The organism is Sorangium sp. So ce726 (genome assembly GCF_051521405.1).
GTDB lineage: Bacteria > Myxococcota_A > Polyangia > Polyangiales > Polyangiaceae > Sorangium.
In genome coordinates, this window is the sequence record NZ_CP150349.1 from 7,177,204 (window position 1) to 7,201,923 (window position 24,720).

23 protein-coding genes are annotated in these 24,720 nt (G+C 71.5%); 11 read left to right on the forward strand and 12 right to left on the reverse strand.

Going from position 1 to position 24,720, the window contains the following annotated elements; translation table 11 throughout:
- Positions 1 to 65: 65 nt before the first annotated feature.
- Positions 66 to 935, forward strand: a complete 870-nt coding sequence (locus WME79_RS26705) for a hypothetical protein (protein ID WP_437520363.1) — start codon at positions 66 to 68, stop codon at positions 933 to 935.
- A gap of 101 nt (positions 936 to 1,036) precedes the next feature.
- Here the strand turns inward: WME79_RS26705 and WME79_RS26710 are convergent, their stop codons facing one another.
- Positions 1,037 to 2,491: a thioredoxin family protein gene (locus WME79_RS26710; RefSeq protein ID WP_437520365.1), complete on the reverse strand. Its 1,455-nt coding sequence runs from the start codon at positions 2,489 to 2,491 to the stop codon at positions 1,037 to 1,039.
- Positions 2,492 to 2,644: 153 nt separating this feature from the next.
- On the opposite strand from WME79_RS26710, the gene WME79_RS26715 reads away from it, so the two are divergent.
- Positions 2,645 to 3,310 carry a hypothetical protein gene (locus tag WME79_RS26715; RefSeq protein ID WP_437520367.1) on the forward strand — a complete coding sequence of 222 codons (666 nt, stop codon included), beginning with the start codon at positions 2,645 to 2,647 and terminating at the stop codon, positions 3,308 to 3,310.
- Between the two features lie 125 nt (positions 3,311 to 3,435).
- On the forward strand, positions 3,436 to 4,194 hold the full coding sequence (locus tag WME79_RS26720) for a hypothetical protein (RefSeq protein WP_437520369.1): 759 nt from the start codon (positions 3,436 to 3,438) through the stop codon (positions 4,192 to 4,194).
- A gap of 175 nt (positions 4,195 to 4,369) precedes the next feature.
- Here the strand turns inward: WME79_RS26720 and WME79_RS26725 are convergent, their stop codons facing one another.
- On the reverse strand, positions 4,370 to 4,804 hold the full coding sequence (locus tag WME79_RS26725; RefSeq protein WP_437520370.1) for a hypothetical protein: 435 nt from the start codon (positions 4,802 to 4,804) through the stop codon (positions 4,370 to 4,372).
- A 9-nt stretch (positions 4,805 to 4,813) separates the two neighbouring features.
- Positions 4,814 to 5,635 carry an alpha/beta fold hydrolase gene (locus tag WME79_RS26730; RefSeq protein WP_437520372.1) on the reverse strand — a complete coding sequence of 274 codons (822 nt, stop codon included), beginning with the start codon at positions 5,633 to 5,635 and terminating at the stop codon, positions 4,814 to 4,816.
- 374 nt (positions 5,636 to 6,009) lie between these two features.
- Between WME79_RS26730 and WME79_RS26735 the strand changes: the two genes are divergently transcribed.
- The 3 genes from WME79_RS26735 to WME79_RS26745 all read left to right on the forward strand — a co-directional run bounded on the left by WME79_RS26735 (position 6,010) and on the right by WME79_RS26745 (position 10,176).
- On the forward strand, positions 6,010 to 8,055 hold the full coding sequence (locus tag WME79_RS26735; RefSeq protein ID WP_437520374.1) for an OPT family oligopeptide transporter: 2,046 nt from the start codon (positions 6,010 to 6,012) through the stop codon (positions 8,053 to 8,055).
- A gap of 641 nt (positions 8,056 to 8,696) precedes the next feature.
- Complete coding sequence (locus tag WME79_RS26740) at positions 8,697 to 8,933, forward strand: hypothetical protein (RefSeq protein WP_437520376.1); 237 nt, start codon at positions 8,697 to 8,699, stop codon at positions 8,931 to 8,933.
- A gap of 319 nt (positions 8,934 to 9,252) precedes the next feature.
- Entirely contained in the window at positions 9,253 to 10,176 is a 924-nt protein-coding gene (locus WME79_RS26745; protein ID WP_437520378.1) for a LysR substrate-binding domain-containing protein, read from the forward strand.
- A 76-nt stretch (positions 10,177 to 10,252) separates the two neighbouring features.
- Here the strand turns inward: WME79_RS26745 and WME79_RS26750 are convergent, their stop codons facing one another.
- A complete protein-coding gene (locus tag WME79_RS26750) occupies positions 10,253 to 11,479 on the reverse strand; it encodes a PAS domain S-box protein (RefSeq protein WP_437520380.1) in 1,227 nt (408 codons plus the stop codon).
- Positions 11,480 to 11,807: 328 nt separating this feature from the next.
- Between WME79_RS26750 and WME79_RS26755 the strand changes: the two genes are divergently transcribed.
- From WME79_RS26755 to WME79_RS26770, 4 genes are read left to right on the forward strand one after another with little or no spacing between them, the layout of a single operon-like run.
- Positions 11,808 to 12,905, forward strand: coding sequence for an ABC transporter substrate-binding protein (locus WME79_RS26755; RefSeq protein WP_437520382.1), 1,098 nt, complete (start codon positions 11,808 to 11,810; stop codon positions 12,903 to 12,905).
- Positions 12,906 to 12,946: 41 nt separating this feature from the next.
- Entirely contained in the window at positions 12,947 to 13,816 is an 870-nt protein-coding gene (locus tag WME79_RS26760; RefSeq protein ID WP_437520383.1) for an ABC transporter ATP-binding protein, read from the forward strand.
- Positions 13,809 to 14,642 carry an ABC transporter permease gene (locus WME79_RS26765; RefSeq protein ID WP_437520385.1) on the forward strand — a complete coding sequence of 278 codons (834 nt, stop codon included), beginning with the start codon at positions 13,809 to 13,811 and terminating at the stop codon, positions 14,640 to 14,642. The genes WME79_RS26760 and WME79_RS26765 overlap by 8 nt, the downstream gene beginning before the upstream one ends.
- A gap of 57 nt (positions 14,643 to 14,699) precedes the next feature.
- The gene (locus WME79_RS26770; RefSeq protein WP_437520387.1) at positions 14,700 to 15,629 is read left to right on the forward strand and encodes an aldo/keto reductase; all 930 of its coding nucleotides are present in this window, start codon (positions 14,700 to 14,702) and stop codon (positions 15,627 to 15,629) included.
- A 32-nt stretch (positions 15,630 to 15,661) separates the two neighbouring features.
- Here WME79_RS26770 and WME79_RS26775 read toward each other — a convergent pair whose 3' ends face one another.
- The 8 genes from WME79_RS26775 to WME79_RS26810 form a co-directional block, all read right to left on the reverse strand.
- Positions 15,662 to 16,606 (reverse strand): alpha/beta fold hydrolase, encoded by a 945-nt coding sequence (locus WME79_RS26775; protein WP_437520389.1) that lies wholly within the window; start codon positions 16,604 to 16,606, stop codon positions 15,662 to 15,664.
- Entirely contained in the window at positions 16,603 to 17,235 is a 633-nt protein-coding gene (locus WME79_RS26780; protein WP_437520391.1) for a TetR/AcrR family transcriptional regulator, read from the reverse strand. The genes WME79_RS26775 and WME79_RS26780 overlap by 4 nt, the downstream gene beginning before the upstream one ends.
- A 433-nt stretch (positions 17,236 to 17,668) precedes the next feature.
- Complete coding sequence (locus WME79_RS26785) at positions 17,669 to 18,046, reverse strand: hypothetical protein (protein WP_437520392.1); 378 nt, start codon at positions 18,044 to 18,046, stop codon at positions 17,669 to 17,671.
- Positions 18,047 to 18,084: 38 nt separating this feature from the next.
- The gene (locus WME79_RS26790; RefSeq protein ID WP_437520394.1) at positions 18,085 to 19,341 is read right to left on the reverse strand and encodes an RNA polymerase sigma factor; all 1,257 of its coding nucleotides are present in this window, start codon (positions 19,339 to 19,341) and stop codon (positions 18,085 to 18,087) included.
- Positions 19,341 to 19,682: a YciI family protein gene (locus WME79_RS26795; protein ID WP_437520395.1), complete on the reverse strand. Its 342-nt coding sequence runs from the start codon at positions 19,680 to 19,682 to the stop codon at positions 19,341 to 19,343. The genes WME79_RS26790 and WME79_RS26795 overlap by 1 nt, the downstream gene beginning before the upstream one ends.
- Before the next feature lie 126 nt (positions 19,683 to 19,808).
- On the reverse strand, positions 19,809 to 21,110 hold the full coding sequence (locus tag WME79_RS26800; RefSeq protein ID WP_437520397.1) for a hypothetical protein: 1,302 nt from the start codon (positions 21,108 to 21,110) through the stop codon (positions 19,809 to 19,811).
- Positions 21,049 to 22,116 carry a matrixin family metalloprotease gene (locus WME79_RS26805; protein WP_437520399.1) on the reverse strand — a complete coding sequence of 356 codons (1,068 nt, stop codon included), beginning with the start codon at positions 22,114 to 22,116 and terminating at the stop codon, positions 21,049 to 21,051. The genes WME79_RS26800 and WME79_RS26805 overlap by 62 nt, the downstream gene beginning before the upstream one ends.
- A 15-nt stretch (positions 22,117 to 22,131) precedes the next feature.
- The gene (locus WME79_RS26810; protein WP_437520401.1) at positions 22,132 to 23,979 is read right to left on the reverse strand and encodes a hypothetical protein; all 1,848 of its coding nucleotides are present in this window, start codon (positions 23,977 to 23,979) and stop codon (positions 22,132 to 22,134) included.
- A gap of 121 nt (positions 23,980 to 24,100) precedes the next feature.
- Between WME79_RS26810 and WME79_RS26815 the strand changes: the two genes are divergently transcribed.
- A complete protein-coding gene (locus WME79_RS26815; protein ID WP_437520402.1) occupies positions 24,101 to 24,709 on the forward strand; it encodes an FKBP-type peptidyl-prolyl cis-trans isomerase in 609 nt (202 codons plus the stop codon).
- Positions 24,710 to 24,720 lie beyond the last annotated feature (11 nt).

The following is a 24,720-nucleotide window of genomic DNA, read 5'->3' on the forward strand; positions in this document are numbered from 1 at the left end:
CCGCTTCATTCCGCCAAACGGCAGGGGCTCGCTTGGCGGGCGGCCGCGCGTGGCATACTGCGCGCATGAGTCACGCACGCCCATCCTCGCTTCTCTTCGGGCTTTTTCTCACTGCCTGCAGCGGCACGGTCGAGATCCCGTCGAGCGGCAGCACCGACGACTTTCGCAACCTCTGCGGCGGCACGGTCGATATGCCGTCCGGCAGCGGCGGCGCTGGTGGCACCGCCGGCGCTGGCGACACCGGCGACAGCAGCAGCACCGGCGGTGCTGGCGGCTCCGCCGGCTCGACCTCGAGCGGCGGGACACCGCTCGCGTGCGGAGGGCGAAGCGGCGGGATCTGCGGCGAGGAGGACTTCTGCGACTTCCCCGACGACTCGTGCGGAACGTTCGATACCATAGGCCGGTGCACCCCCCGGCCCGGGGGCTGCCCGGAGGACTGCCCGGGCGTCTGCGGGTGCGATCACCAGTTCTATTGCAATGCGTGCGCTGCGCAGCAGGCCGGGGTGGATGTCTCGGCGAGCACCTCATGCAGCAAGCCCGAGGTGGGCAATTACACCGCGACCTTCTGGCCCGGCGGGCTCGATCACCTCATCCTCTACAAAGCCGAGCTGGAGGCGGACCGGTGCGTGATCCTCTATGCCGACGCGCCGGTCGAGCCCGGGCCGGGCCTCGAGATCGTCACCCTCCCGGAGAGCTGGAACGTGTCGCGCATTGTGATGAGCAAGGGGGCGGCCGGCTGCGCGCCGGGCGATACGATGCCCAGCGGAGAGGGCGTGCGCGCGACGGGCGCCAAAGGGACCCTGACGATGGATCTCTCGCCAGGAACGTCCGCACCGTGCACCCTCGACGTGGACATCACAGTCACGTTCCCGGAGGAGCCCGCGACCGCCGATCTCCGCGCGAGCGGCGTGGCCGTCGACAAGGGGTGCCGATAACCGCAGCGGCTCACCAGGCGCAGCGCGACGGAGGCAGCCCACGTCGCAGTGCCTGGCCGCCGGCTCGGCCGGGCGCGCGGCGCTGACGCCGGAAGCCTCCGTCAGCGCTTCTTCCCGCCCCGCTGGGCCTTCTCCGCCTCGTCGAGCCGCCGCCGCGCGTCGTCCAGGGCCGCCTGGCTGGCGTGGCCCTTCGGGAGCGCCTCGTAGCCGGCCACCTCCTCGCGCAGCGTGGCGATCTGCTCCGCGCTCCGCCCGAGCCGCTGCTGGATCTCCGCGCGGAGCTTCAGGAAGCGCAGCCGGCGCGGGCCATAGGCGCGGCCGATGGCGCGCTCCACCGCGGCGAGCGCCTCCGCCTCGCGGCCCATCGCGTGGAGCACCTGCGCGAGCCGCGCGGGCGGCTCGTACGAGGCAGGCATCTGCGCCTCGCGCTGCGTGAGCATCGCGACCGCCTCCTCGCCGCGGCCGAGCGCGATATACGCCATGGCGCGCCCGTAATCGTACGCGGCGGCCGCCTCGGGCGTCTTCGCCTCCTTCGCGGCCCGCTCCAGCACGGCGAGCTTCGACTCGCTCGCAGCGCGGGCCCCGCCCGCGTCGCCGAGCGCCTCGAGCCCCTCGGCGAGCAGGCCCCACGCGTCGGCCCTGTCGTCCGCGCTCGCGTCCGCGGGCGGGCTCGCGACGATCGACCGAAGCCGGGCGACCGCCGCCTCGCGCGCGGCCTGCTGGGCCTTGCCGCCGGGGAGCGCGGCCGCGCAGGAGAGCAGGACGCTCGCGAAATCGGCGGGCAGCGCCGCGCCCTTCACCTCGCCGACGTGCGCGCTGCCAAGCTCCACGCACGCCGCGGCGTCCTTCTTGCGGTAGAGCGCCGCCAGGAGGCCGAGCAGCGCCTCGCTGCGCCGCGGCCAGACCTCTCCGCCGCGGGCCAGGGCGCGCCGGTAGGCGGACACCGCCGCGGCGTGGTCACCGGCGCTGTGGGCCCGCTTCGCCTCGACAAGCAGGCGGTTCGGATCGTCCGCGGGCAGCGCCGACGCAGCCTTGGAATCCATCGCGAGCAGCGCCTCCCGGATCAGCTCGCGCAGCTCCTCGACCGAGGCGGCGCCCCGCCAGAGCCCGATCACCTCGCCGCCCGCCGGCTCGAGGACGAAGAACGTCGGCCACACCGTCACCTCGTGCCGCTCCAGGAACGGCGCGCTCTCCGGTCGATCCGTGTCGACGTCCGCGAACACCACCCGATCGGCGAACGGGCGCAGCGACGGATCGGTCAGCACGTAGTGCTTCATGCTCAGGCAGGTGTGGCACCACGGCGCCCACGCATCGACGAACAGCGCCTTGCCCTCGGTCCGGGCCTTCTCGCGCGCCCGAGGCACGTCGTCGTGGATGAACTCGAGCGGCGCTTGCGCGGCCGCCGGCTCCGGCCCGGCAGCGGGCGAGGGCGCCGCGGCTGGCGGCGGTGGCGCGGCGGCCGGAGTGGTGGCCGGCGCGCGTGGCGGCGGCTCGACGGCGCAGGCAGCGAGGGCGGCGGCGGAGACGAGGGCGGGGAGCAGGGCCGGGGCACGCACGGCGAACCATGGTAGCCGAACGGCGGCGGGCTCGCCCTTGCTGCGACAGGCGGGCGCGGGCATCCGGGCCGGATCGCGGCGTCGCTGGCAGGCCCCTCCGTGCGTCGACAAGGCGCTCCCCGACAGCCGCAAAGCTGGTACAGTCCCGCCGCAGTGAACGATTACGCGGGTCGGTGCGGCAGCTGCGCGGCATTCACCCGGGCGCACGACGATCCAGCGCGCGGCCGCGTCGGCGAGTGCGCCCTCGAGGTGTACCCGCCGCCGATCAAGGCGACAGCGACGTGCGCCCGTTACCGTGCCAAGGGCGCGCCTCCTCCGCCACCGCCACCCCGGGCGGCGGGCCAGCCGCGCGGCTCTGGCGCCAGGCCGCGGGCGCCCGAGCGCGCCCCGTCGCCGGAGCGCCGGCCGAGCGCGGCGCCGCAGCCCTTCCGTTCGCCGCTGCCAAGGGAGATCGACATCGACATGGATATCGACGAGTTCCGCCGTGTGCTGCGCGAGGTGCTGTCCGAGGAGCTCGGCGTCGGCCGCGCGGAGCTGGGCGGCCGCTGGGAAGGCGGGGAGATCGTGCTCCGGCCCGGGAAGGAGGGCACGGCCGAGAAGCGCATCCCGCTCGACGTGTTCTTCCACAAGATCGTGATGCTCCGCGACAAGCTGCGCGTGCTGGAGCAGAAGATCAACGCCCACGAGGGGCTGAGCGACGCCGAGAAGGTTCAGCTCCAGGCGTACATCACAGGCTGTTACGGGACGCTCACGACGTTCAATGTCCTCTTCGCGCGCCGGGAAGAGGGATTCGCCGGCAGCGGCCGAGACGGCGACTGATACCCCATTTGACCTGCGCCGAGAGCGCCACGGCGCTCCATGTCGCGCGCGCCATCGGGGCCTGAACGCTCGCTCGGCCCTCCGCTTCGGCCTGCTGGGCCCGGGCGGGGCGCTATACTTGCCCCGTGTTCCGTTCCGATCGAGACGCGCTCGCGGACAAGCTCGACGACGTGCAGGCCGAGAACGAGCGCCTGCGCCGGCAGAACGAGGCCATGCGTCACGCGCTGCTGGCGCAGCGCGTCGGCGGGCAGCCTGTTGCCTCCAACACGTACCGCGGCGGCGTGGCCTGGCTGGGTGCCGGCGAGCGGGTCGCGCTCGCGCGGCACCAGCTCGAGGCGTTTCCGGTGTGGGCCACGGCGCTGCTGCACGTCGTGACGTTCGGAATCGTGTCGTTCGTCCGCTTCAACGCGATGCACGCCCAGCTGCCCCGGGCGGAGCGCGACGATCCCACCGTGGGGAAGGCCATCGGCCTGCACTTCGCCCCGTACTTCAACTACTACTGGGTCTTCTGGAACGGCCTCCGGCTCTGTGATCGCGTGAACCTGCAGTGCCGCCTGCGGGGCATGCCCGACGGCGTGCCGCGGGGCCTGGTCATCGCGGCGTGTGTGGCGAGCGTCATCCCGTACATCCAGCTCCTGGCCGGCCCGATCACCTGGCTGTTCGTCGCCATCGCCATGCAGCGCACGGTGAACCGGATCGTCGAGCTCGACGCACGGACCACGAGCGAGCGCATGGCGCCGGTCGACGCGGGCGCTGGCGTGTTCGGCGCGCGGTTCCCTGCGGTTCAGGCGCTGCCGCTGCCGGACAACGTCGCCGTCCAGGCGGAGGCGGAGGCTGAGGCGGAGGCCGCGGCGGCGGTCGCCGAGCAGCGGCGGCGCCGCTAGAGCGCCGCTCGGCGCGATCGGCAGTCGGTCGCCTCCTGCCTTCTTCGTACCCGTCCAGCGAAGCACCGTCATCGTCGCCATGACGCCCGCAGGCTGTGGAGCGAACGCGGCCCCTTCGATGAATAGATAGGTTGTTGAACCCGTGTCGCTTTTCCGGGAGGGAGGCGTCCTCACCTCAGGTGAAGCTGTGCGGGAGCGACGCGCTCGGATCAGCCGCCTTGGCGGCCTTGCGACTGGCCTCGAGCGCGGCGGCGAGCGCCTCGTCCTCGAACTCACCACCGAACTGGACGAAGACACCAACGATGTCGGTGCCGCCGTGGTGGAAGACGGTACCGCTATCGGTGTAATTCCACACGTCGAAGACGGGCTTGCCGCCCTCGGTCACCGTCCAGCGCTCGAGCGGCACCTCGGCCAGACCATCGAACTTGCCGCAGGGGATCGCGAACGGGTCGTCGCCCTTGATCCCGTACTCCTTCAGCACGGCGCGCAGCTGCGCGACCTCATGATCACGGAACTGCTCGGCCTTCAACCACGGGCCCGCCCAGACGCGCTTGTCCTTGTAATCGGCGCCGTCGATCTTGCGGTAGTTGGTGAACTGATACTTCGTCATGGGCCCTTTCTAGCACGGGACCCCCGGCTTCCTCGTGGCGTGGGTGACGGCGAAGTTCCAGACCAGGGCGAGCAACGCTTCGGGGTTCTCGATCTGCGGGAGGTGGCCAGTGTCGGCGAGAAGCTCGAAGCGGGCGCCGGGGATGGCCGCGGCGTAAGCGCGGCCATAGTCGGGCGTGCTGATGCGGTCACTGTCGCCCCAGACGATGAGGGTGGGCAGGGTGATCGCGGACAGCCGGGAGCGCAGGGTCGGGTCCGTCATGCTGCCGCCGTAGATGCGCAGGGCGGCGAAGTTGCTGGCGATCGAGGCCTCCATGGCGGCGCGCTGGGCCTCGCTGAGGCGGGACACGTCGATGCGGAAGGGCGCAGGGTTGTGGTAGCTACGCTCGGCGAGCTGGCCCTTGGGCAAGCTGAACACGTCGGCGACGGGCTGGTCGGCGACGTGGATACCGACGGCATCGACGAGGACGATGCTGTGGATGCGGTGGCTGCCAAGCAGCGCGAGCTCGGCGGCGATCCAGCCGCCGATGGAGTTGCCGACGACGGTGACCTCGGTGAGGTCGAGCTGATCGAGCAGGGCGCCGTAGAGCCGGGCGAGTGCGGGGATGCTGTCCAGCCATTCCGGTCGGGGGGTGCCGCGAAAGCCGGGGTGGGTGGGCGCGATCACCCGGGCGTGTTCGCGCCTGGAGAGGGTCTGGGCGAAGCGGTCCACCGACTGAGGGCCGGCGCCGCCGTGCAGCAGCAGGATCGGCCGCCCCTCGCCGTGGGCAGCGACGGTCACATCGGCAGGCCCGCAGTCGGGCACGGTGACGGCGTACGTCGTGGTGGTCACGAAGAGGTCCTCTCGGATCGGATGATGGGCGCCGACTCGACCGGACGTTAGCACAGCCCGACCCCGGTTCGCGCGGGCGGCTCGACTCAGATTGGCGGATGCGATGGGTGAGCAATGATGGTGTCGAGGTAGACAGGAGCGCTCCACGGAGGTGAGACAGCCTCCGGCCGGGCCCGCGAACGGCGCCGACGGGCGCGAGCCTCGTGACACGGGGCCAGCAATTCCGTCGCAGCATGGGTTCGCCGGGATCGGCGATGGGCGCGCGGGAGCTACGGCGAACGGGGAATCGGCGACATCTGCGCCGCCAGCGCTCGCCGAAGAGATGCACGGCGCGTCGCCCACCATGGTACAAGGTGCGAGGAGGTCGCCGCGCAATGGCCATCAAACAGCTCACGCCAGAGCAGGTCCACACCATGTCGCTCGAAGAGAAGGACACATGGTGGCTGAAGAACGTCTACCGCGGCGACATGCCCCAGCTCACGTGGCGCTCGGCGATCACGGGCATGCTCCTCGGCGCGTTCCTGTCGCTCACGAACCTGTACATCGGCGCGCGCACCGGCTGGTCGCTCGGCGTCGGGATCACGAGCGTGATCCTGGCATTCGGGCTCTTCAAGGTGCTCTCCAGGCTCGGCCTCGGCAGCGACATGACCGTGCTCGAGAACAACGCGATGCAGTCCATCGCGACGTCGGCCGGATACATGAACGCGCCGCTCTTCACGAGCCTCGCGGCCTACTCGATGGTCACGACGACGATCATCCCCATGGGCCAGGCGATGATCTGGATGTTCGTCCTTGCCATCCTCGGCGTGCTCTTCGCCTTCCCGATGAAGAAGCGCTTCATCAACGACGAGCAGCAGCCGTTCCCCGAGGGGATGGCCGCCGGCGTCGTCATGGACGCGCTGCACGAGAGCGACGAGAAGGAGGGCCTCTTCAAGGCGAAGCTCCTCCTCGGCGGCGGCCTCCTGAGCGCCGCGCTCGAGCTCCTCCGCGACGACAAGGTGATGCGCGCGCTCTTCGCACTGAAGAACATCCCGCACTACTACGATGAGTTCCTCTATGGCGGGCGCTTCGCCGATCTGCTCAAGCGCTGGGGCCTCTCGCCGGCCATCCGCGGCACCCCCCTGAACGAGCTCACCATCCGGTTCGACACGAGCATCATCTTCGTCGCCACGGGCGGCCTGATGGGCATCCGGACCGGCGTGTCGCTCCTCCTCGGCGGGATCCTCAACTACTGGATCCTCGCCCCTCTGCTGATCGAGCGCGGGATCATCCTGCCGAAGAACGGGCATTTCGGGTTCGGGGCGATCACCCTCTGGGCGCTGTGGGGCGGCGTCGCGTGCATGACGACGTCCTCACTCTACGCCTTCTTCTCCAAGCCCAAGGTGATCCTCGACGCGTTCAAGGGCCTCACCAAGAAGGGCGGAGCGACCGACGTGCTCGCGGACATCGAGCTTCCGGTGAAGCTGTCGATCATCGGCATACCCGTCGTCGGCGCTGTGATCGTGGTGCTCGGGGAGCTCTGGTTCGGGATCTCCTGGTGGCTCGGGGCGCTCGCGATCCCGCTCGTCTTCATCTTCTCGCTCATCGCGGTCAACTCGACGGGTATCACGGCGATCACCCCGACCGGGGCGCTCGGCAAGCTGACGCAGCTCACCTACGGCGCCCTCGCGCCGAAGAACATCACGACGAACCTGATGACGGCCGGGATCACCGCCGAGGTCGCGAGCAACACCGCGAACCTGCTGATGGATATCAAGCCGGGCTACATGCTCGGCGGCAAGCCGCGCCACCAGGCGATGGGGCACGTGCTCGGGACGGTCTCAGGGCTCGTGCTCTCGGTGCCTGTCTGGTACCTCGTGCTCATCCAGGGCGACATCGGCCGCTACGGGACGGAGCGGCTGCCGGTCCCGAGCGCGCTCACGTGGAAGGCCGTCGCCGAGGTGCTGATGAAGGGGCTCGATTTCCTCCACCCGACCGCCAAGTCCGCGGTGGTGGTCGGGGCGATCGTCGGGATCCTTGTCGAGATCACGAGGCAGGTCACGAAGAACCGATTCCCCCTCTCCGCGGTCGCCCTGGGGCTCGCGTTCATCCTCAACTTCACCGATATCTGGTCGATGTTCCTCGGCTCGTTCCTCTTCTGGCTGCTCGAGCGGCGCGCCGCGCTCTGGCACAAGAAGCGCGAGCAGGAGACACGGCTCTCCGAGACGGCGCCCGGCGGGCGCGCGGACGGGCCGCCCGCGCGGCCCTGGTACGCGCTCGCCGCGCAGAACACCGAGGCCATCTGCGCAGGCGTGATCGCCGGAGGCTCGTTGATGGGCATCGGCCTCAGCGTGCTCGGCGTGCTTGTGCTGCCCGACGTGCTGGAAGCGGCGAGCTTCACCAAGGCGCTCGGGCAGATCCTCGATTTCCTCCCGAAGTGAAGCGCTGACGGTCGGCGGGCGGGCCCATCGGCTCCGCTCCTGCTCGCTCGACGCGCTCGCCCCGCGCGCGTGTTCGGGACGGGCCCCCGCTGCGAGCGCGCGTCCCTGCGGCGAGCGCCCGCCCCAGCGATCGCGGGCCCCTCGCCATCCCGGGACGATACAGCGACGCCTCACTGTGACAGGAATGCGCGCCCTCGCGCCCCTCGGCGAGCCGCAATGGGCGCATCACGTCGCCCTGCCGAGTCGCTCTGCTCGCGACCGCTTCTGGCGCGCTTCGTGCAGCCCTGTTTGCACCGCGTCAATACGAGCTCAGGAGAGGACGCGCGAGGGAGAGGACCATCGATGCCAGTGAACCCGCCCCCGTCCCGGGGGACACCCCGCCCCGCGCCGGTCGGCGAGCCCGAGCAGGGCCCGCCGGCGCGGGATCCAGCGCCGACCGAGCCTCCCCGAGGGGATCCCGATCCGCACGAACCTGTGCGCCGGGATCCCCCACCCCCTCCTCCCGAGCCCGGAGAGCGGCCTCCGGAGATCAAGGATCCTCCGGCGTCGGACCGGCCGACCGAGCGGCCCGGCGCGTTCACGAGAGCCGGCCGCGCTCGGTCGGCGGTGTGACGTCATCACCCAACCGTCGAGAGGTTTCCATGAACACGTGTGATTGCTGCGGCAACAGCTACGACAAGGCCTTCCAGGTCATGGTGGGCGGCACGAACTACACCTTCGATTGCTTCGAGTGCGCGATTCACAAGCTCGCGCCCGTGTGCGCCCACTGCGCCTGCCGCATCGTGGGGCACGGCATCGAGGCCGGCGGGGCGTTCTACTGCTGTGCGCACTGTTCCAAGCAGGAAGGCGTGGAGGGGGCGATCGATCGGGTGGCGTGAGCCGCCGCCGAAGCGCCGGCGGCGACCGGCCCGCCGTTCGCGCGGCCCCGCGGGTCGATCTGCGCGAGGTCGTACCGCGCGCTCGGCGGGGTCGACCCGCCCTGCGCCGGGGGCGTCGCCGCGAGCCGATCTGCGACCAGGGTGGCGGCCAGGATGAAGAGCAGCAGCGCGACGCCCGTGTGCCCGCGAGCCTGCGTGAGCATGAATGCCTCCTTCGCGGCGAGGCGGTCGCCTCGCGCTCCAGGAAACTAGATCTGGAGCACGCGCGTGATAATCCTGGTCGGCCGACGAGGATTGCGTCGCGGAAGGAACAAATGGGATGGATCCGCTGGGCGGTCACCTGGACGAGATGAGGGCGTTCCTCGAGGTCGCGCGGCGGCAGAGCTTCTCGGCGGCGGCGAGGGCGCTCGGGCTCACGTCGTCGTCGGTGAGCAAGCAGGTCGCGCGGCTGGAGGAGCGCCTCGGCGCGCAGCTCCTCCGGCGCACCACGCGCCGCGTGAGCCTCACGGAGGCGGGGAACCTGTACGCCGAGCGCGCAGGCCGGATCCTCTCGGACGTCGAGGAGGCGCAGCGGGCAGTCGTGGATCTCGACGGGACGCCGCGCGGGACGCTGCGCATCTCGGCGCCCACGGTCCTCGGCTCGATCCGCGTCGCGCCCGCGGTGCTTGCCTGTCGCGCGAAGTACCCGGAGCTTCGCATCGATCTCGACCTCACCGACCGCATCGTCGATCTGGTGGCCGAGCGCGTCGACGTGGCGGTGCGCCTGGCCGCCGAGATCTCCCCTGCTTCCCTCGTCGCGCGGCGGCTCGCCGACGACCTGCGCGTGCTCTGCGCGAGCCCGCGGTACCTGCGGCGCCACGGGACGCCGCGCTGCCTCGAGGACCTGGCTGACCACGACTGCATCACGCTCAACCTCGAGCCTGTCGCCCGGTGGACGCTCGTGGGCCCCGAGGGCGAGCGCGTCGTCCCGGTGAGCGGCACGTTCCGCACCAGCGACACGATCACGCTGCGTGACGCCGCGGTCGCCGGCGTCGGCCTGGCGAACCTCCCCGATTACGTCGTTCAGGATCAGCTCGAGAGCGGCGCGCTGCGGCGCGTGCTGCCGGAGTACGGCACCTCGAAGCGCGCCAGCTTCGCGGTCTACGCGGCGCCCGCGCGCGCCGCGGTCCGCGTCGTCGTCGATGCGCTGGCCAAGGCGATGGGGGCCGCGGAGACGTCGAAGCCGACGGCGCGGAAGCCGTGAGCCAGCGCGGCGATCGTGCGGGATCGCAGGGGAGCCGAGGGAGCGCCGCGCCGGAGCGGTCGTCCACGCGGCGCTGTCACATGGGCCGCGGAGCAGCGCCCTGGAGCGAAGCGTGCGCCGCGCCGGCCGCGCGCTCCTTGCTCATCTGACGGATGCAGTACTGGAGCGCCGCCCGGAGGTTCCCGAGGGTGGTGATGTTGGCCAGATCGAGCCCGAGGCTGACGATGGTCTGGGCGACGTTCGACCGGATGCCCGTGACGATGCCCTCGGCGCCGAGCAGCCGGATCGCGCCGACGAGATCGAGGAGGTAGCTCGCGGTCTTCGTGTCGACCAGCTCGACGCCGGTGAGATCGAGGATGGCGAAGCGCGAGCCTGTGCGGACGATCGCCTCGAGCAGGGTATCCATCACCTCCGCTGTCCTGGCGCTGTCGAGCACGCCGATCATCGGCAGGGTCAGCACGCCCTCCCACACCTGGATGATGGGAGTCGACAGGTCGCGGATGACCCGCTGTTGCCGCTCGATGAGCTCCAGCCTGGACCGGAGCTCCTGCTCGGTGTTCTTTGGCTTGCTGATATCGAGGGTGAAGCCGACGACCGAGAACACCTCTCCCTGCTCGTCGCGCATGGGGACCTCCCAGTTGTCCCAGAACACCCCGTGCGTCAGCGACTCCGAATGGCTCGCTTCTCCCGCGAGCGCCCGCCGCAGCATCTCGCACCCGTGCGGGTTGCTCGCGTAGAGGTCGAACACGTTCTTGCCGATGTGTGCGCCTTGCTGGAGCCCGATGCCCTCGAGCGCCTTGCCCTCGTGGCACGTGAAGATCCCCTCGCGGTCAACGGCCCAGACGATGATCGGGAGCGACTGCGTGATGGCCTGCAGGATCACCTCTCTCTGATGGTGGCGACGGGCCTGCTCGGTCCGCTCCGTCACGTCCTGGCCAAACACGCCGACGCCGATGACCTCTCCGTGCTCGTCGAGGATGCGCTCGTGGCGCCACTCGACGCTCACCACGGCGCCGTCCTTCTTGACGTGGCTCCACACCCGGGGGGCCGCCCCGTCCTCGGCGAGGAGCTGCGGCCACGCGTCGGGGCTGCCAGAGGCCGGCAGGAGCTCGTCCACGCGCTGGCCGAGCGCCTCCTTCCGCGCGTGGCCGAGCAGGCGCTCGGCCGCGCCGTTCCAGTCCTCGATCGTGAGCTCCTTGCCGTACTGGACGATCGCGACCGGCGCTCGCTCGAAGAGGCGTGCGCGTTTGCCCGCGAGTTTCTCGGCGTCGACTTCTCCCCATGACGTGGTGGCGGCGGTCATGGGTGGAAATTTACCCCGGGCGTTCCCCGCTCGTCGAAATAACTGCCATTCGTCCCCATCGGACGCCCTCCGGGGCTGCTCTGACCCCTCCGGACGGATCCATTGCTGCTGTAGCAACACTCCCCGAGCAAGCGCCTGCTGCTCCAGCAGCAGGCCGCCATCTGTTATAGCGGATTTGCGTCTAGGGAGCCGGCTCAGGCTTGGTACGGGGCGTGCTCAACGCTGAAGACCACCGGAACGGTCGAGGATGGCGCTCCACGACCGCGCCTGAATGGGCCTCATCGCGGTGCGACGGTGCGCACGGGATTGCGGGATTTGCGGTCGTTCTATGCTGGATGGGCTTGACTTTCCGAATGCGTTTGGACCTCTTCGTCCCACCCCCGACGGCCGCCATTCCCTCGCTGAGATCGCCTGGCGGAGCCTCGCCGCGCTGCTGCTCGCGCTCGCCTCGCTCGGTTGCTCCAGGGCGTCCTCCACGCCGTCTAGCGGCGGCGACGCCGAGGGCTTCGAGACGCTGGAGCTCCGTTACGAGGGCGGGGTGGGCGTCACGTTCCCCGAGCTCGCCGAGGATCTAGGCTTCCTCGCGCCCATCAAGCTGAGCTTCGTGGGCAGCTCCATCAGCGGACCGCACAATATCCAGTCCGTCGTCACGGGAGACACGGATTTTGGCGGGGCGTTCAACGGAGCCGTGATCAAGCTGTTCGCGGCCAGGGCGCCCATCCAGGCGGTGATCGGGTATTACGGCGTCGATCAGCAGACGTGGAGCGGCTTCTACGTCCTCGACGACAGCGCCATCAAGAGCCCGAGAGATCTCATCGGCAAGAAGATCGCGGTCAACACGCTGGGCGCACACTCGGAGTTCATCCTGAAGGAGTACCTGCTCCGGAACGGGCTGAGCCGCGAGGAGGTGAGTCAGGTGACCCTGGTGGTCATCCCGCCCATCAACGGCGAGCTCGCGCTCCGGCAGCGGCAGGTGGACGTCGCGACGCTCGGCGGCATCCTGCGCGACAAGGCCCTGGAGCGGGGCGGGATCCACCCGCTGTTCACGGACCACGACCTCTTCGGCGCGTTCACCGCGGGCAGTTACGTGCTCACCAAGGAGTTCATTCGCGACAACCCGAAGACGACGCGCAAGTTCGTCGAGGCCGTGGCGAGGGCGATCGCGTGGGCGCAGACCACGCCGAGGGAAGAGGTCGTGGCGCGCTTCGAGAAGATCGTGGCGAAGAGGGCCCGGAACGAGGACGCGTCGGCGCTGAGGTACTGGCGGAGCACGGGCGTGGCCGGCAAGGGGGGGCTCATCGCCGAGAGCGAGTTCCAGGTGTGGATCGACTGGCTGGTGAGGGACGGCGAGCTCAAGCAGGGGCAGGTGCAGCGGAGCGAGCTGTACACCAACGAGTTCAACCCATTCTGGAAGGGCGGTCCGTGAAGGGGCCCCACCCTCGTCGAGGTTCGGGAGCAGGAGGAGCCATGAGCAACAAGATCCAGTTCCACAACGTGAGCAAGACATTCGCCGTCAAGGGGCCGGCGGGGACCAAGGAGGGCGCGCGGTTCACGGCCATCGAGGACCTCAACCTCGACGTGAGGGCCGGCGAGCTGATGGTCCTCGTCGGGCCGAGCGGGTGCGGCAAGTCGACGCTCATCGATCTGCTCGGCGGCCTGTCGAAGCCGAGCAGCGGCAAGCTCCTGCTCGACGGCAAGCCGATCACGGGCCCGGCCCTCGACCGAGGGATCGTGTTCCAGCAGTACGCGCTGTTCCCGTGGCGGACGGCGCGCGAGAACGTCGAGTTCGGGCTCGAGGCCAAGGGCATCCCGGAGAGCCGGCGCAAGGAGATCGCCCAGAATTACCTGGATCTGGTCAGCCTCTCCGGCTTCGAGGATCGGTATCCGCACGAGCTGTCGGGCGGCATGAAGCAGCGGGTGGCCATCGCGAGGAGCCTCGCCTACGACCCGGAGGTGCTGATGATGGACGAGCCGTTCGCGGCGCTGGACGCGCAGACGCGCGAGTCGCTGCAGGCCGAGCTGCTCCGGATCTGGGAGAAGTCGCGCAAGACGATCCTGTTCATCACGCACAGCATCGACGAGGCGGTGTTCCTCGGGCAGCGGGTCGCGATCATGACGTCCCGGCCCGGCCGGGTGAAGCGGGTCATCGATATCCCGGAGGAGATCCGGGGCTATGAGGACGCGCGGTCGACTCCGGAGTTCGGGAGGCTGCGGCACGAGATCTGGACGCTGCTGCGCGAGGAGGTGCTGAAGGCCGAGGAGCAGGAGCGGAGCAAGCGGCAGAAGCGCGCGGCGGAGAGCCGCCCTGTGGCGGGCGTGGTGGCGGTCAATGGCTAGCCTGGAGCAATCGATTCCGCTGCCCGAGGAGTCGCAGCAAGGGCAGCTCGTGGGCGACGCGGCGCGGTGGATCGGCCGCGCCGTCGCGCGGTCGGGGATCCTCCTCGCGGTCGCCGCCCTGTGGGAGACGGCGCCGCGGGTGGGCCTCGTGGAGGGGGCGTTCCTGCCGCCGCTGTCCGAGGTGCTGGCGACCGGATGGCAGCTCCTCCAGAACGGGCAGCTCCTGAGCCACATCAAGGCGAGCCTGTCGCGCTCTCTCGTCGGCTTCACGCTGGCGATCTCGGTGGGCGTGCCGCTCGGGCTCGCGATCGGGTGGTACAAGGGCGTGGCGGACGCGCTGAACCCGCTGCTCGAGGTGCTGCGCAACACGGCGGCGCTCGCGCTCCTGCCCGTGTTCCTGCTGCTGCTCGGGATCGGGGAGTCCTCGAAGATCGCGCTCGTCATCTACTCGTGCACCTGGCCGATCCTGCTCAACACGATCAGCGGGGTGCGCGGGGTCGATCCGCTGCTCATCAAGTCGGCGCGCACGATGGGGCTGTCGCCGCTCCAGCTGTTCCGCAAGGTCATCCTGCCGGCCGCGGTCCCGACGATCTTCGTGGGTATCCGCCTGGCGGGCGCGTATTCGCTGCTCGTCCTCGTCGCGGCGGAGATGATCGGGGCCAAGGCGGGGCTCGGATACCTGATCATCTACGCGCAATACAATTTCCAGATCCCGAGCATGTATGTCGGGATCTTGACGATCACGGCGCTCGGGCTGACGTTCAATCACCTGCTCATGCGCGTCGAGCGGCGGTTCACGTCGTGGAAGGTCGCCCCGAAGGAGTGAGCCCGCGCCCGGCGTGGGCGCCGTGAAGATCACCGTTCATCGAGGGAGAGGACGATCGTGAATCGAATCATCCTGGGCCGGACCGGCCTTGAGGTCAGCGTGCTCGGCCTGGGCGCGGGCGGCGACAGCCGGCTCGGGTCCGGGCGCATCGCGGAGGCCGAGTCGCTCCGGCTCATCCGTGCGGCCATCGAGCGCGGCGTGAACTTCATCGACACGGCGGAGGCGTACGGGACCGAGGGGCTCATCGGCAAGGCGCTCCGCGAGGTGCCGCGCGATCGCGTGGTGCTCTCGACGAAGAAGACGACGCGCCTCGAGGCGCCGCTCCGGCCGGAAGACGTGGTGTCGTCGCTGCATGCGAGCCTCGATCGGCTCGGCACGGATCACGTCGACGTCTACCATCTGCACGGCGTGCTGCCGAATCAGTACGCCGATCTGCGCGAGCGGATCGTCCCCGTGCTGCTGCGCCTGCGCGAGCAGGGCAAGATCCGCTTCCTGGGTATCACGGAGGCGTTCGCCGCCGATCCGACGCACGCGATGCTCGATCAGGCGCTCCGCGACGATGTGTGGGACGTCGTGATGGTCGGGTTCAACCTTTTGAACCAGTCGGCGCGAGCGCGGGTGTTCCCGCTGACGCGGGCGAAGGACATCGGGACGCTGATCATGTTCGCGGTCCGGCGCGCGCTGAGCCGGCCCGATCGGCTGCGGGAGCTGCTCGCCGACCTGGCGGCGCGGGGCAAGGTGTCGCCCGAGCTCGGCGATGAGGGGCTGGACCGGCTCCTGGAAGGAGAGGTCGCCTCGTCGCTCCCGGACGCGGCGTACCGCTTCTGCAGGGACGAGCCCGGGGCGCACGTGATCCTGTCGGGGACGAGCAGCGTGGAGCACCTCCTGGAGAACGTGAGATCGATCGAGGCGCCGCCGCTGTCGGCGCGGGCGCGCGAGCGCCTCGTCGAGGCGTTCGCGCAGGTCGACGACGTGTCGGGGCACTGAGGGGCGCTCGCCGGCGGGAGCGCAGCGCGGGGTCACGCGACCGGCACGGCGAGCCCGGGCGGCGCGGGGGGCGGCGCGACGTCGGCCGCGTCACGCGCGGCGTCGCTCCCGAGGAAGCGCGAGATCCGCTCGCAAAGCCGCGCGCGGAAGGCGTCGTCGGTGGGGGGCGAGTGGCGGCACCCCTCGAGCAGCTCGGTCTGGGCGTGCGGCAGGAGCTCCTTCGCGCGCGCGAGCAGCTTCGCGCCGGGGAAGCTCACGTCGTCGTCGGCGCCGAACACGAGCGCGGGCCGCGTGAACCCGGCGAGGGACGCGGGTGTGGCGAGCGGCGGCGGGCGGAAATCGAGCCGGTAGCTGCGCACGGCGTCGCCGAAGTAGGAACACCACATGTCGTCGTGCGTGGAGAACAGCCCGGAGACGAGGCGCGCGAGGCGCTCTTCCGAGGGGAAGGCGCGGTAGAGGGCCATCGGGATCGCGATGCGGGTGAGGCCTTGCCACGCCGAACCCGACACCAGGGCCGCCGGCACGATCAGGACGAGCCGGTCGATGCGGGAGGGCGCGACCTGGGCCATGCGCAGGGCCGCGAAGCCGCCCCAGCTCACGCCGAGGAGGTGGGTGCGCGCGAGGCCGAGCGCGTCGAGGACGTCGGTGAGCCACTCGGCGTAGGCAGGCCCGTCGATCGGCAGGCGGACGTCGGCGCTCTTGACGGACTGGCCGATGACGTCGACGACGTGGACACGGTAGTTCGCGAGGAGCGGGCGGAGCTCGGGCAGGAGGTGCGCGGAGCTGGCGAGCGCGCCGTGCAGGCAGACGAGCGGCGGGGCGTTCTCGGGGCCGGCGACGAGGACGTGCGTGGCGCCGAAGCGGGTCGAGATCTCGCGCGATCGGGTCGGGATCGGGAGCTTCTCGTGGAACCTGTCGAACCACGCCGCGATGCGCGCGCGCGCCTCTGGACTGCGAAACATGATGGATGACGTCATCGAGCCCTCCTGACGTTGGCTGCGGGGCGGAGGCCGCAGAGGTGCTGAGCGATGAGCCGATCGAGCAGGGCGATGGGCGACGGGTGCGCGCCCTGGGCCCACGCGATCAGCGCGAAGTAGTAGAAGGAGAAGAAGGCGACGCCGAAGAGCGCGGGGTCGGCGTCGTCGGCGACCTCCCCCTGCGCGCGGGCGGCGTTGAAGAGCTCGACGACGCGGCCGTGCGCGGCGGCGACCTGCTCGGTGAAGCGGGCCTGCCAGGGCGGGTCGGCGAACAGCGCGTCACGGAGCAGCGTCTTCGACAAGGCCGGCCGGCGGGCGTAGTACGCGAAGAAGGCGGCGCCGAGCCGGTGGAGCCGCTGCTCGAGGGAGCCGGGCTCCTCGTCGCGGATGGCCTCGGCCGCGGTGGCGGCGAGGTCGTCGAACAGCGCGGCGTGGAGCAGGTCGCGCTTGTCGGCGAAGTGGAGGAGGACCGTGCCGGCGGCGACGCCCGCGTCCGCGGCGATGGCGCGGACGTTGGCGGCCTCGAAGCCGTGGCGCTCGAAGTGGTCGCGCGCGGCCTCGAGGATCCGGGCGCGCGTCGCGTCTTTCTGGGCGTCGCGCCGGCCGGGCTTTTGAGTGAACGCGTTCACTGAACTAGTTCATTACATGGAAAGGAGGGGCGCACAAGGAGAATTGAGCCCGGCGCGCAACGGGGTTGAGGGCGTTCGTCCGTCCGACCGACCGAGGTTGGGCCTCCGAGCGCGCGCAACGGGGTGAGAGCGTCCGTCCGACCGACCGAGGTTGGGCGTCCGTCCGACCGAGGTTGGGTGTCCGAGGTTGGGGCGTCCGACCCGACCGGGGTTGAGGGTGTCCGGGATTGAGTGGTGTCCCGGGTTGAGGGCGATGGTGGACGTCCGACCGAGGTTGGGCCCCCGGCCGGTGGACGTCCGACCGAGGTTGGGTCCCCGGCCGACCGGGGTTACGTTGGGACCGACCGAGGTTGAGGTCGTCCGAACCTGCGTCCGACCGACCGAGGTTGAGGGCGTCCGTCCGGCGCCGGTGCGCGCTAGCGAATGGACGTGGTCACCGTGCTCCGGCCTTGACGAACGCGAGCGCCTCTCGGGCGAGATCGAGCCAGTCGTCCTCGCCGCCTCGCAGCGCGATCCACTCCCTCATCAACCTTCCCGGGCCCGGCTCGAAGTGGGTCCCCGCGCCTGCGGCGACGAGCGCGTCAACTCGGTCCTTCGGCAGCTTCACGACGAACGCCCCCCTGACCAGCATCGCGAAGAGCTTGCCGTTCACCTTCAGGCCGTTCGATCCGAACGCCCGCTTCAAGGGGCTCGGCTCTTCGATCCCGTCCCCACCCCTCATCGCGGCGACGACCCGCTCGAAGGCCGGCGAGGCGCCCGGCAGCGTGGCCGCCGGAGTGCTCTTCTTCGGCCTCTTCGTTGCTCCTGCCATGCCTCCTCCCTGTCCCGTCGTGCCCGCCGCGGCGCGCGTCAAGGCGCTCCCTCGTCGCACGCGCGCAGGCGTTGCTCGAAGAACCTGCGCTCCATCGCGTTGCGGGCGAGCGCAAGCGCTGCTCGGAAGTGCTCGCGCGCGATCTCGCGCCGCCCGCGGCGGAGCTCGAGCTCGCCACGAGCGGCGAAATAGAACGGGTAGGCTGCGAGGCGATCGCGGCCCTCGATGGCGTCGATCTCCTCGATCCCGCGCTCAGGGCCCTCGTGCTGCGCAACAGCGATGGCGCGGTTGAGGGCGACGACCGGGGAAGGACGGATCGCCATCAGCGTGTCGTAGAGCGACACGACAGCTCCCCAGCGCGTATCCTCCGCGCGCGCAGCGCTCGCATGGACGGCCGCGATCTCGGCCTCAACGTGGTACTCGGTCAGCTCCGGCCCGGTGGCCGAGAGATCGTGGAGCCGTTGCCCTTCCGAAAGGAGCTGCCGATCCCACCGCGACCGGTCCTGGTCGACGAGCGGGATCAGGTTGCCGGATGCGTCGACGCGCGCCGGCAGGCGCGCCGCGTGGAGGCACATCAGCGCGGCGAGCGCGTGCGTGGCGGGCGTCGACGAGAGGGGGTGTTCGAGGAGGAGCGCGGCGAGGCGCATCGCCTCCCGGCAGAGCTCGATTCGCACCGCCTCCTTCGCGCAGGCGCCGTGGTAGCCCTCATTGAAGAGCAGGTAAAGCACGCGGCGAACGGCCGAGAGGCGGGAAGAGAACTCGTCATCCGTGAGATCGAACAACCGCATCGAGCCGGCGAGCACCTTCTTCGCCCGCGAGATGCGCTTCTCGATCGCCGCCCCGGTGGCGAGGAAGGCGCCCGCCACCTCGTTCACGCTGAAGCCACAGAGGATGTGAAGCACGAGCGCGACCTGCGCCTCCTCCGGCAGGCGAGGATGGCAGCACGAGAACATCATGCGCAGCTGATCGTCCCGGATCGCGGCCGCTCCGAAGAGCTCGTCGACCGCGGGCGCGAGCGCCTGCTCACCCTCGATGAGCCGCGCGAGTTCGGGCGCAAAGGTGCGTGCCGTACGCTCGCGCCGGAGGACGTCCAGCGCGCGGTGCTTCGCCGTCGCCATGAGCCAGGCGGCCGGGTTCTCGGGCACCCCCTGGAAGTTCCACACCTCCAGCGCGCGGCAGAGGGCGTCTTGCACGACGTCCTCTGCCAGCGCGAGGTTGTGGACCCCGAAGAGGCGCGTCAGCGTGGCGAGCATGCGCCCGGCCTCGCGCCGGAAGACGGGGTCGACCGGATCCACTACCTGCTCAGCTTGAGGATCGGGCGCACCTCGACGGCCCCGCCGCCATCGAAGACGGGGCAACCCTTCGAGAGCTCGACCGCGTGCGCGAGATCCTCGGCCTCGAGGACCATGTAGCCGCCGATGAGGTCCTTGGCCTCGGCAAAGGGCCCGTCGACGACCACCTTCTGCTTGCCCTGAACGAGCTTGCCGGTGGGCTCGAGGGGCTGGCCGGGACGCTTGAGGTGGCCCTTCTCCGTGAGCTCCCTCGCCCACGCGAACCACTTCTCCATGCGCTGCTGCATCTCGGCCGGAGATCCGGACATGTCACCGCCGCGGAACAAGAACAAGAACTCGTTCATGATGCCTCTCTCCTTCGCAGGTACTTCGCCCCTACGACGTTCGAGCGGCGCCGCGCCGGACATCTTTTTTCATTCCGCTCGTTCCGCTCCCTTTCGCCCCTCGCAGGCGACGATCGCCGGGACAGCTCAGCCCGCCGCGGGGGCCTGCTGCGCCTGGGCGCGCGCCCGGAGGCGCTGCTTGGCGGACGGGCCGCCGGCGTGGCGCACCGAGGCGACGGCGCGATCCATCGCGTCCCGCCAGTAGCGCGCGACGTCCTCGCCCTCTGTGAGGAGGGCGTCGATGGGCCCGTGATCGGTCTCGATCTCGACCGCGAACCGGTCGCCGCGGGGGAGCACGCGGATGTCGCGGACCTCCCCGGCGGAGATGGCCGCCCCGAGCCGGCCCTCGGGCCGCAGGTCGATCGCGCCGGTGCGGCTCACCCAGGGGGCGACGACGAAGCGGCCCGGCCCGAACGACACGACCGGGGCGGAGCGCGCCGCGTAACGGGACGAGAACCTGGCGACGCCCAGGAAGGCGTAGCCCGCGAGCGAGAGCAGCGCGGCGGCGCTGCCGACGCCGATGGCGATGCCGCTGTCGCCCGCGGAGGCGCTCCGCATGGCCTGGATCCAGAGCGCGAGCGCGGCGAGCAGCAGCGCGGCGCCGATGAGCGCGTTGCGGGCCGCGGAGCTGCGCGGGCCGTGGCTCGCGTGGTCCCGCAAGACGAGGAGCTCGCCCTCGCTCCGGATCGCGAACCGCGACAGCGCGGCGGCCGGCAGCGCTGGCAGCGGAGTCGGGGCAGGCTCCGGGAGGGGCCGCGGGGCGATGGCGCCGGGCGGCTCCGTCCCCCGCGCCGTCTCCAGCGGGACGCCCAGCGCGGCCGCGAGCGGCGCCGCCACCGCCTCGACGAGCGCCTCCGCCCGCGCAGCCTCGAGATCCTGCGCCTCGGCGACGAGCAGGCGCCGCGCCGCCGTGGCGCGCGCAGGCGCGGCGAGCGCGAGCCATGCGGCGACGTAGGTCCGCTCGCGCGCACACGTGGGGGCGCCGCAGCATGGGCGCCGCTCCGAGATCACCTGGACGCCCACCGCATCGCGAGGCTCGGCCGTGCCCTCCCCCGCCCCGCCCGCGCCGCCTGCCTCGGGCCGCGCGTGGCGGGCGCCCGCGAGCCTCAGCGGCGCGAGCCGGAGGACGCTCGCGCCGCGCTCGATCCGGAGCCATACGGGGTCCCGGGGCGCCGGACCGAAGCCTGTATCCTGCTCCCGCCGCAGCGCGCCAAGCTCGGGCGCCACCCGGAGGATCAGCGGCGCGCCGCCGCCCTCCGCCGAAAGGGCGCGCGCCGCCCCGACCGGATCGCCGAGTGGATCGAGGGCGGGAACGGAGCTGTCGGCCTCAAGGGAGCGGAGGGCATGCGCGACCTCCGCCTCGAATGCTGCGGTGCTCGGCTCGGGCATGGCGGGACGTTTGCCCCGGCTGCGCTGGGTTGTAAAGCGCGCCCGTCCGCGCGCCAACACGGGGGGCGCGCTCTCCTGCCCCGCCCGATTGCTGCCATTCACGCAAGGTCTGGCGCGGCCGCCCCGGCCATCGCCACCGCCGGCGCCAGAAGGCCAGCAGCGCGCCGAGCGCCGTCATCGGCAGGGCACCGGGAGCACTCGGCGCCTGGCCAGCGCCCGAACAGGAGCAGCCAGCGTCGCCCCCGGCCTCGTCCATATTGCCGCTCTTCGGCCTGTCCTCGCTCCCCGACGCGGCGCCGCCCGATCCGCCCGAGGCCGCCGTCCCGCCCGCGCCGGAGCCGCCGCCGCCCGAGCTCGCGGCGCTCGTCCCGGCGATCGGGTAGAGGGCGCAGACCCCTTCGATGTCGTCGTCCTCGAGCGTGCGCGCCGACGTGCCGCCCGGGTAGAACCCCAGCATCGTCGCGCCGCGCACGTTCGTGTGACCCAGGCCGAGGAAGTGCCCTTCTTCGTGCGTGGCGATCGATCGCACATCGATGCAATCTCCTTCGCCCGTGTCGTTCCAGCAGAAGCCGACGTTGTTGAAGATCATGTCGGCCTCGCCGATGACGCCGTCGGCATCCCAGACCGGCATCGTGACCGCGATGACCGAGTCGGCTTGCCCGAGCTCGCCAGGCCAGCTGTCGCTGATCCAGAGAAATACGCTCTTGCCGTCGTCGAAGTCGTAGCCGTCACCCGTGTCGCCGAGGAGCTCGGTCTCCCACGCCGTGCATCCGGGGCTCGACCAGGCCGCGAAGCCGGCCTCGATGCTGGCGGCGGCGAAGCTGGAGAGCGGCCCCGGGATCGTCCCCCGGTTGATGTGGTAGCGGGCCGGCAGCTCGCGCCAGCGGGGGACGACCTCGAGATCAAGCGGCGCCCATGCGGCGGCCTCGCGGGCCCCCGCGAGCTGCGCCAGCGCGGCGGCGAGCGGGGCGACCAGGGCGAGCGCGGCCCTGAAGCCTCTCTTCATTCCTCCATCATTGGCTCATCGGTCCTGCGGGACCACCTCGAGCTCCTCGGGCGCCGCGCTCCCCTCGAGGGGCAGCGTCACCTCCACCCCCTCGTGCACCGGCAGGGTCGCCGCGACGGGCCAGGAGCGCGGCGCGCTGCCCTCGCCCGCCGCGACCTCGCGCAGCGTGACGCCGCGCACCGGATTCACGCCGCCGTTGAAGAGGCACGCGCGCAGCCGCCCCTCAACGACCGCGGCCGAGCACGGGATGACGTCAGCCGTCGCGCGCCGGATCCGGCCGAGCATCGCCTCCTCCGCGGGCGCGGCGGGCAGGAGCGACACGAGCGCGTCACGGGCGCGCGGGTCGCGGAGCCAGGCGAGCATCATCGCCGCGTGGATGCGCACCACGCGGTAGCGCGCGCGCGTCAGCTGGAAGAAGGCATCGGGTGACGCCACGCCGGTCTCGCCGTCGAGCATGCCCGTCACGCCCGGCTCGATCTTCACCTCCGTCCCGGGCGCCTCGACGTGCCACTTCACCGCGCGCCCCGGCCCGAGCGCGCCCTCCCAGAACAGCCCGCGCTCGGTGATGCCGGCGCGCTCGCCGCGGCGATCGCGCCGCGCAAACGTGAGCAGCACGCGGAAGTCGCTGACGGGCGCGCCGCTGTTGTTCACGACCGCGAGCTCGAAATCGTAGCGGCCGCGCGCTGGCCGCGTCGCGCCGCCGTCCCGGCCAGCGTCGCCTGGCTCTGCGCCGGCGTCGCCCGGCTCCCCGGCGGCGTCGCCCTGCCCTGCGCCGGCCTCGCTCTCCGCGTCATCGTCCGCGCGGTCCCGCCGCAGAATCGGGGCGATCACCCCGGCGCCGTCGTCCGGCCCGGTCGATCCGAGCAGGCTGAGGATCGGCACCCCCGCCCGCCAGAGCGGCGAGTCGGCGCGATCGCAGAGGCAGTGCGGGAACGACGGCTCGGCGCGCTCCTGGACCTCGCTCGCGACGAGCGCGGCCGTGGCTCCCCGGGTCGCCTGCCCGACGCCGCGCGCCGCCTGCCGCTCGGCGGGCGACTGCTCCCGAGGGGCCGCGAACCGCTGCACGAACGCCATCGTCGCCACGATGCCGATCACCGCGAGCGCCGCGGGCACGAGCACGCGGGCCCGGAGCGGGAGCGCGTCGATCCCCTCCTCGACGCCGCGCCTTGGTTCGCGCCCCGGCCGCTCGCCGAGCGGGGTCGGGCGGGGCGCGAACACGGGCGCAGCCGGCGAGCCGGGGGACGAGGCCGCGAGCCGCTCCGACGCGAAGCCCATGCGGCTCGACATCTCCGCCACGAGCACGTCGCGCAGGCGGTCCGAGGGCGGCCCTCCCCAGGTCGCGAGCCGCGCGACGAAGCGCAGCGCGAGCCAGGTCGCGAGCGCGACGAGGCACGCGAGCGACGCGGTCCCGAGCGGGCCGCTCGCGAGATAGTCGGGGGACAGGGCGGCCGCGAGCACGCCGAGCGGCGCCGGCGCGATCCAGCTCGCCATGCGGGCGTTGAGGCGCGCGCGGTAGGCGCTCTCCATCGCCTCCATCGCCGCCGGCGAGGTCACGCCGGGCACGCCGGGCAGATCGCCCTCGAAGCGCGCGAGGACGAAGCAGTTGTGCGGCGAGCACGCGGACGGATCGAGCGCCACGCAGAGCGCCTTGCCGCGCCGGAAGAGGCCGCGGATCGCGGTGTAGGGCACCCCGAAGCGGACCGGCGCCGCCACGGCGCCCAGGGCGAACCCCTCGGCGTAGCCGGCGACGCGGACCAGCTCGACCTCGAGCTCCGCCTCGGCGCAGGTGAAGCGCACCGCGCCAACGGCATTGGCGCCCCCCTCGGCGATCGCCAGGGCAGCGACGGAGAACGCGCGAGCCAAGGTGGCCGCACCCTAACCGCGCGGGCAGGAGCGCTGCAACGGAAACCCGGACGGCCGGGAAGCCCCGGGCGCGTCGGGTGACCGTTGATCGCCCCGCGCCGGGTGCGTAAGAGGTGGCGCCATGAAGCCTCTCCAAATCGTCATCGCCATCTCCTGCGCTGTCCTCCTCGGCCCGGTCGCGGGCTGCGAGGAGAAGGTCCCCGAGCCGGATCTGCCCCCGGGCAGCGCCGTGCCGGCGGTGAAGCCCGTCGAGCCGGAGCCCGCCGATCTCATCAAGGAAGACACCGTCGTGGGCACCGGCCCGGAGGCGAAGGACGGCGACAAAGTCCGCGTCCACTACACGGGGCGCCTGCTGAAGAACAACGCGGAGTTCGACTCCTCCGTCGGCCGCGAGCCGTTCGAGTTCACGCTCGGCGCGTCGGAGGTCATCAAGGGCTGGGACCAGGGCGTGGCCGGAATGAAGGTGGGCGGCAAGCGCAAGCTCACGATCCCCTCCCGCCTTGCCTACGGCGACGCGGGTAGCCCGCCGAAGATCCCGGCCAAGGCGACGCTGGTCTTCGACATCGAGCTGCTCGGCGTCGGCGACGCGGCGAAGGACGCGGCCGGGGACGACAAGACCGGGAAGACCACGGCCGACAAGGCGGGCAAGCCCGCGGGCGACAAGGCGGCCAAGGGCGACAAGCCCGCCGCGCCGGCCGAGAAGAAGGAGGCGCCCAAGGAGGCGAAGTGAGCCGCAGGCGG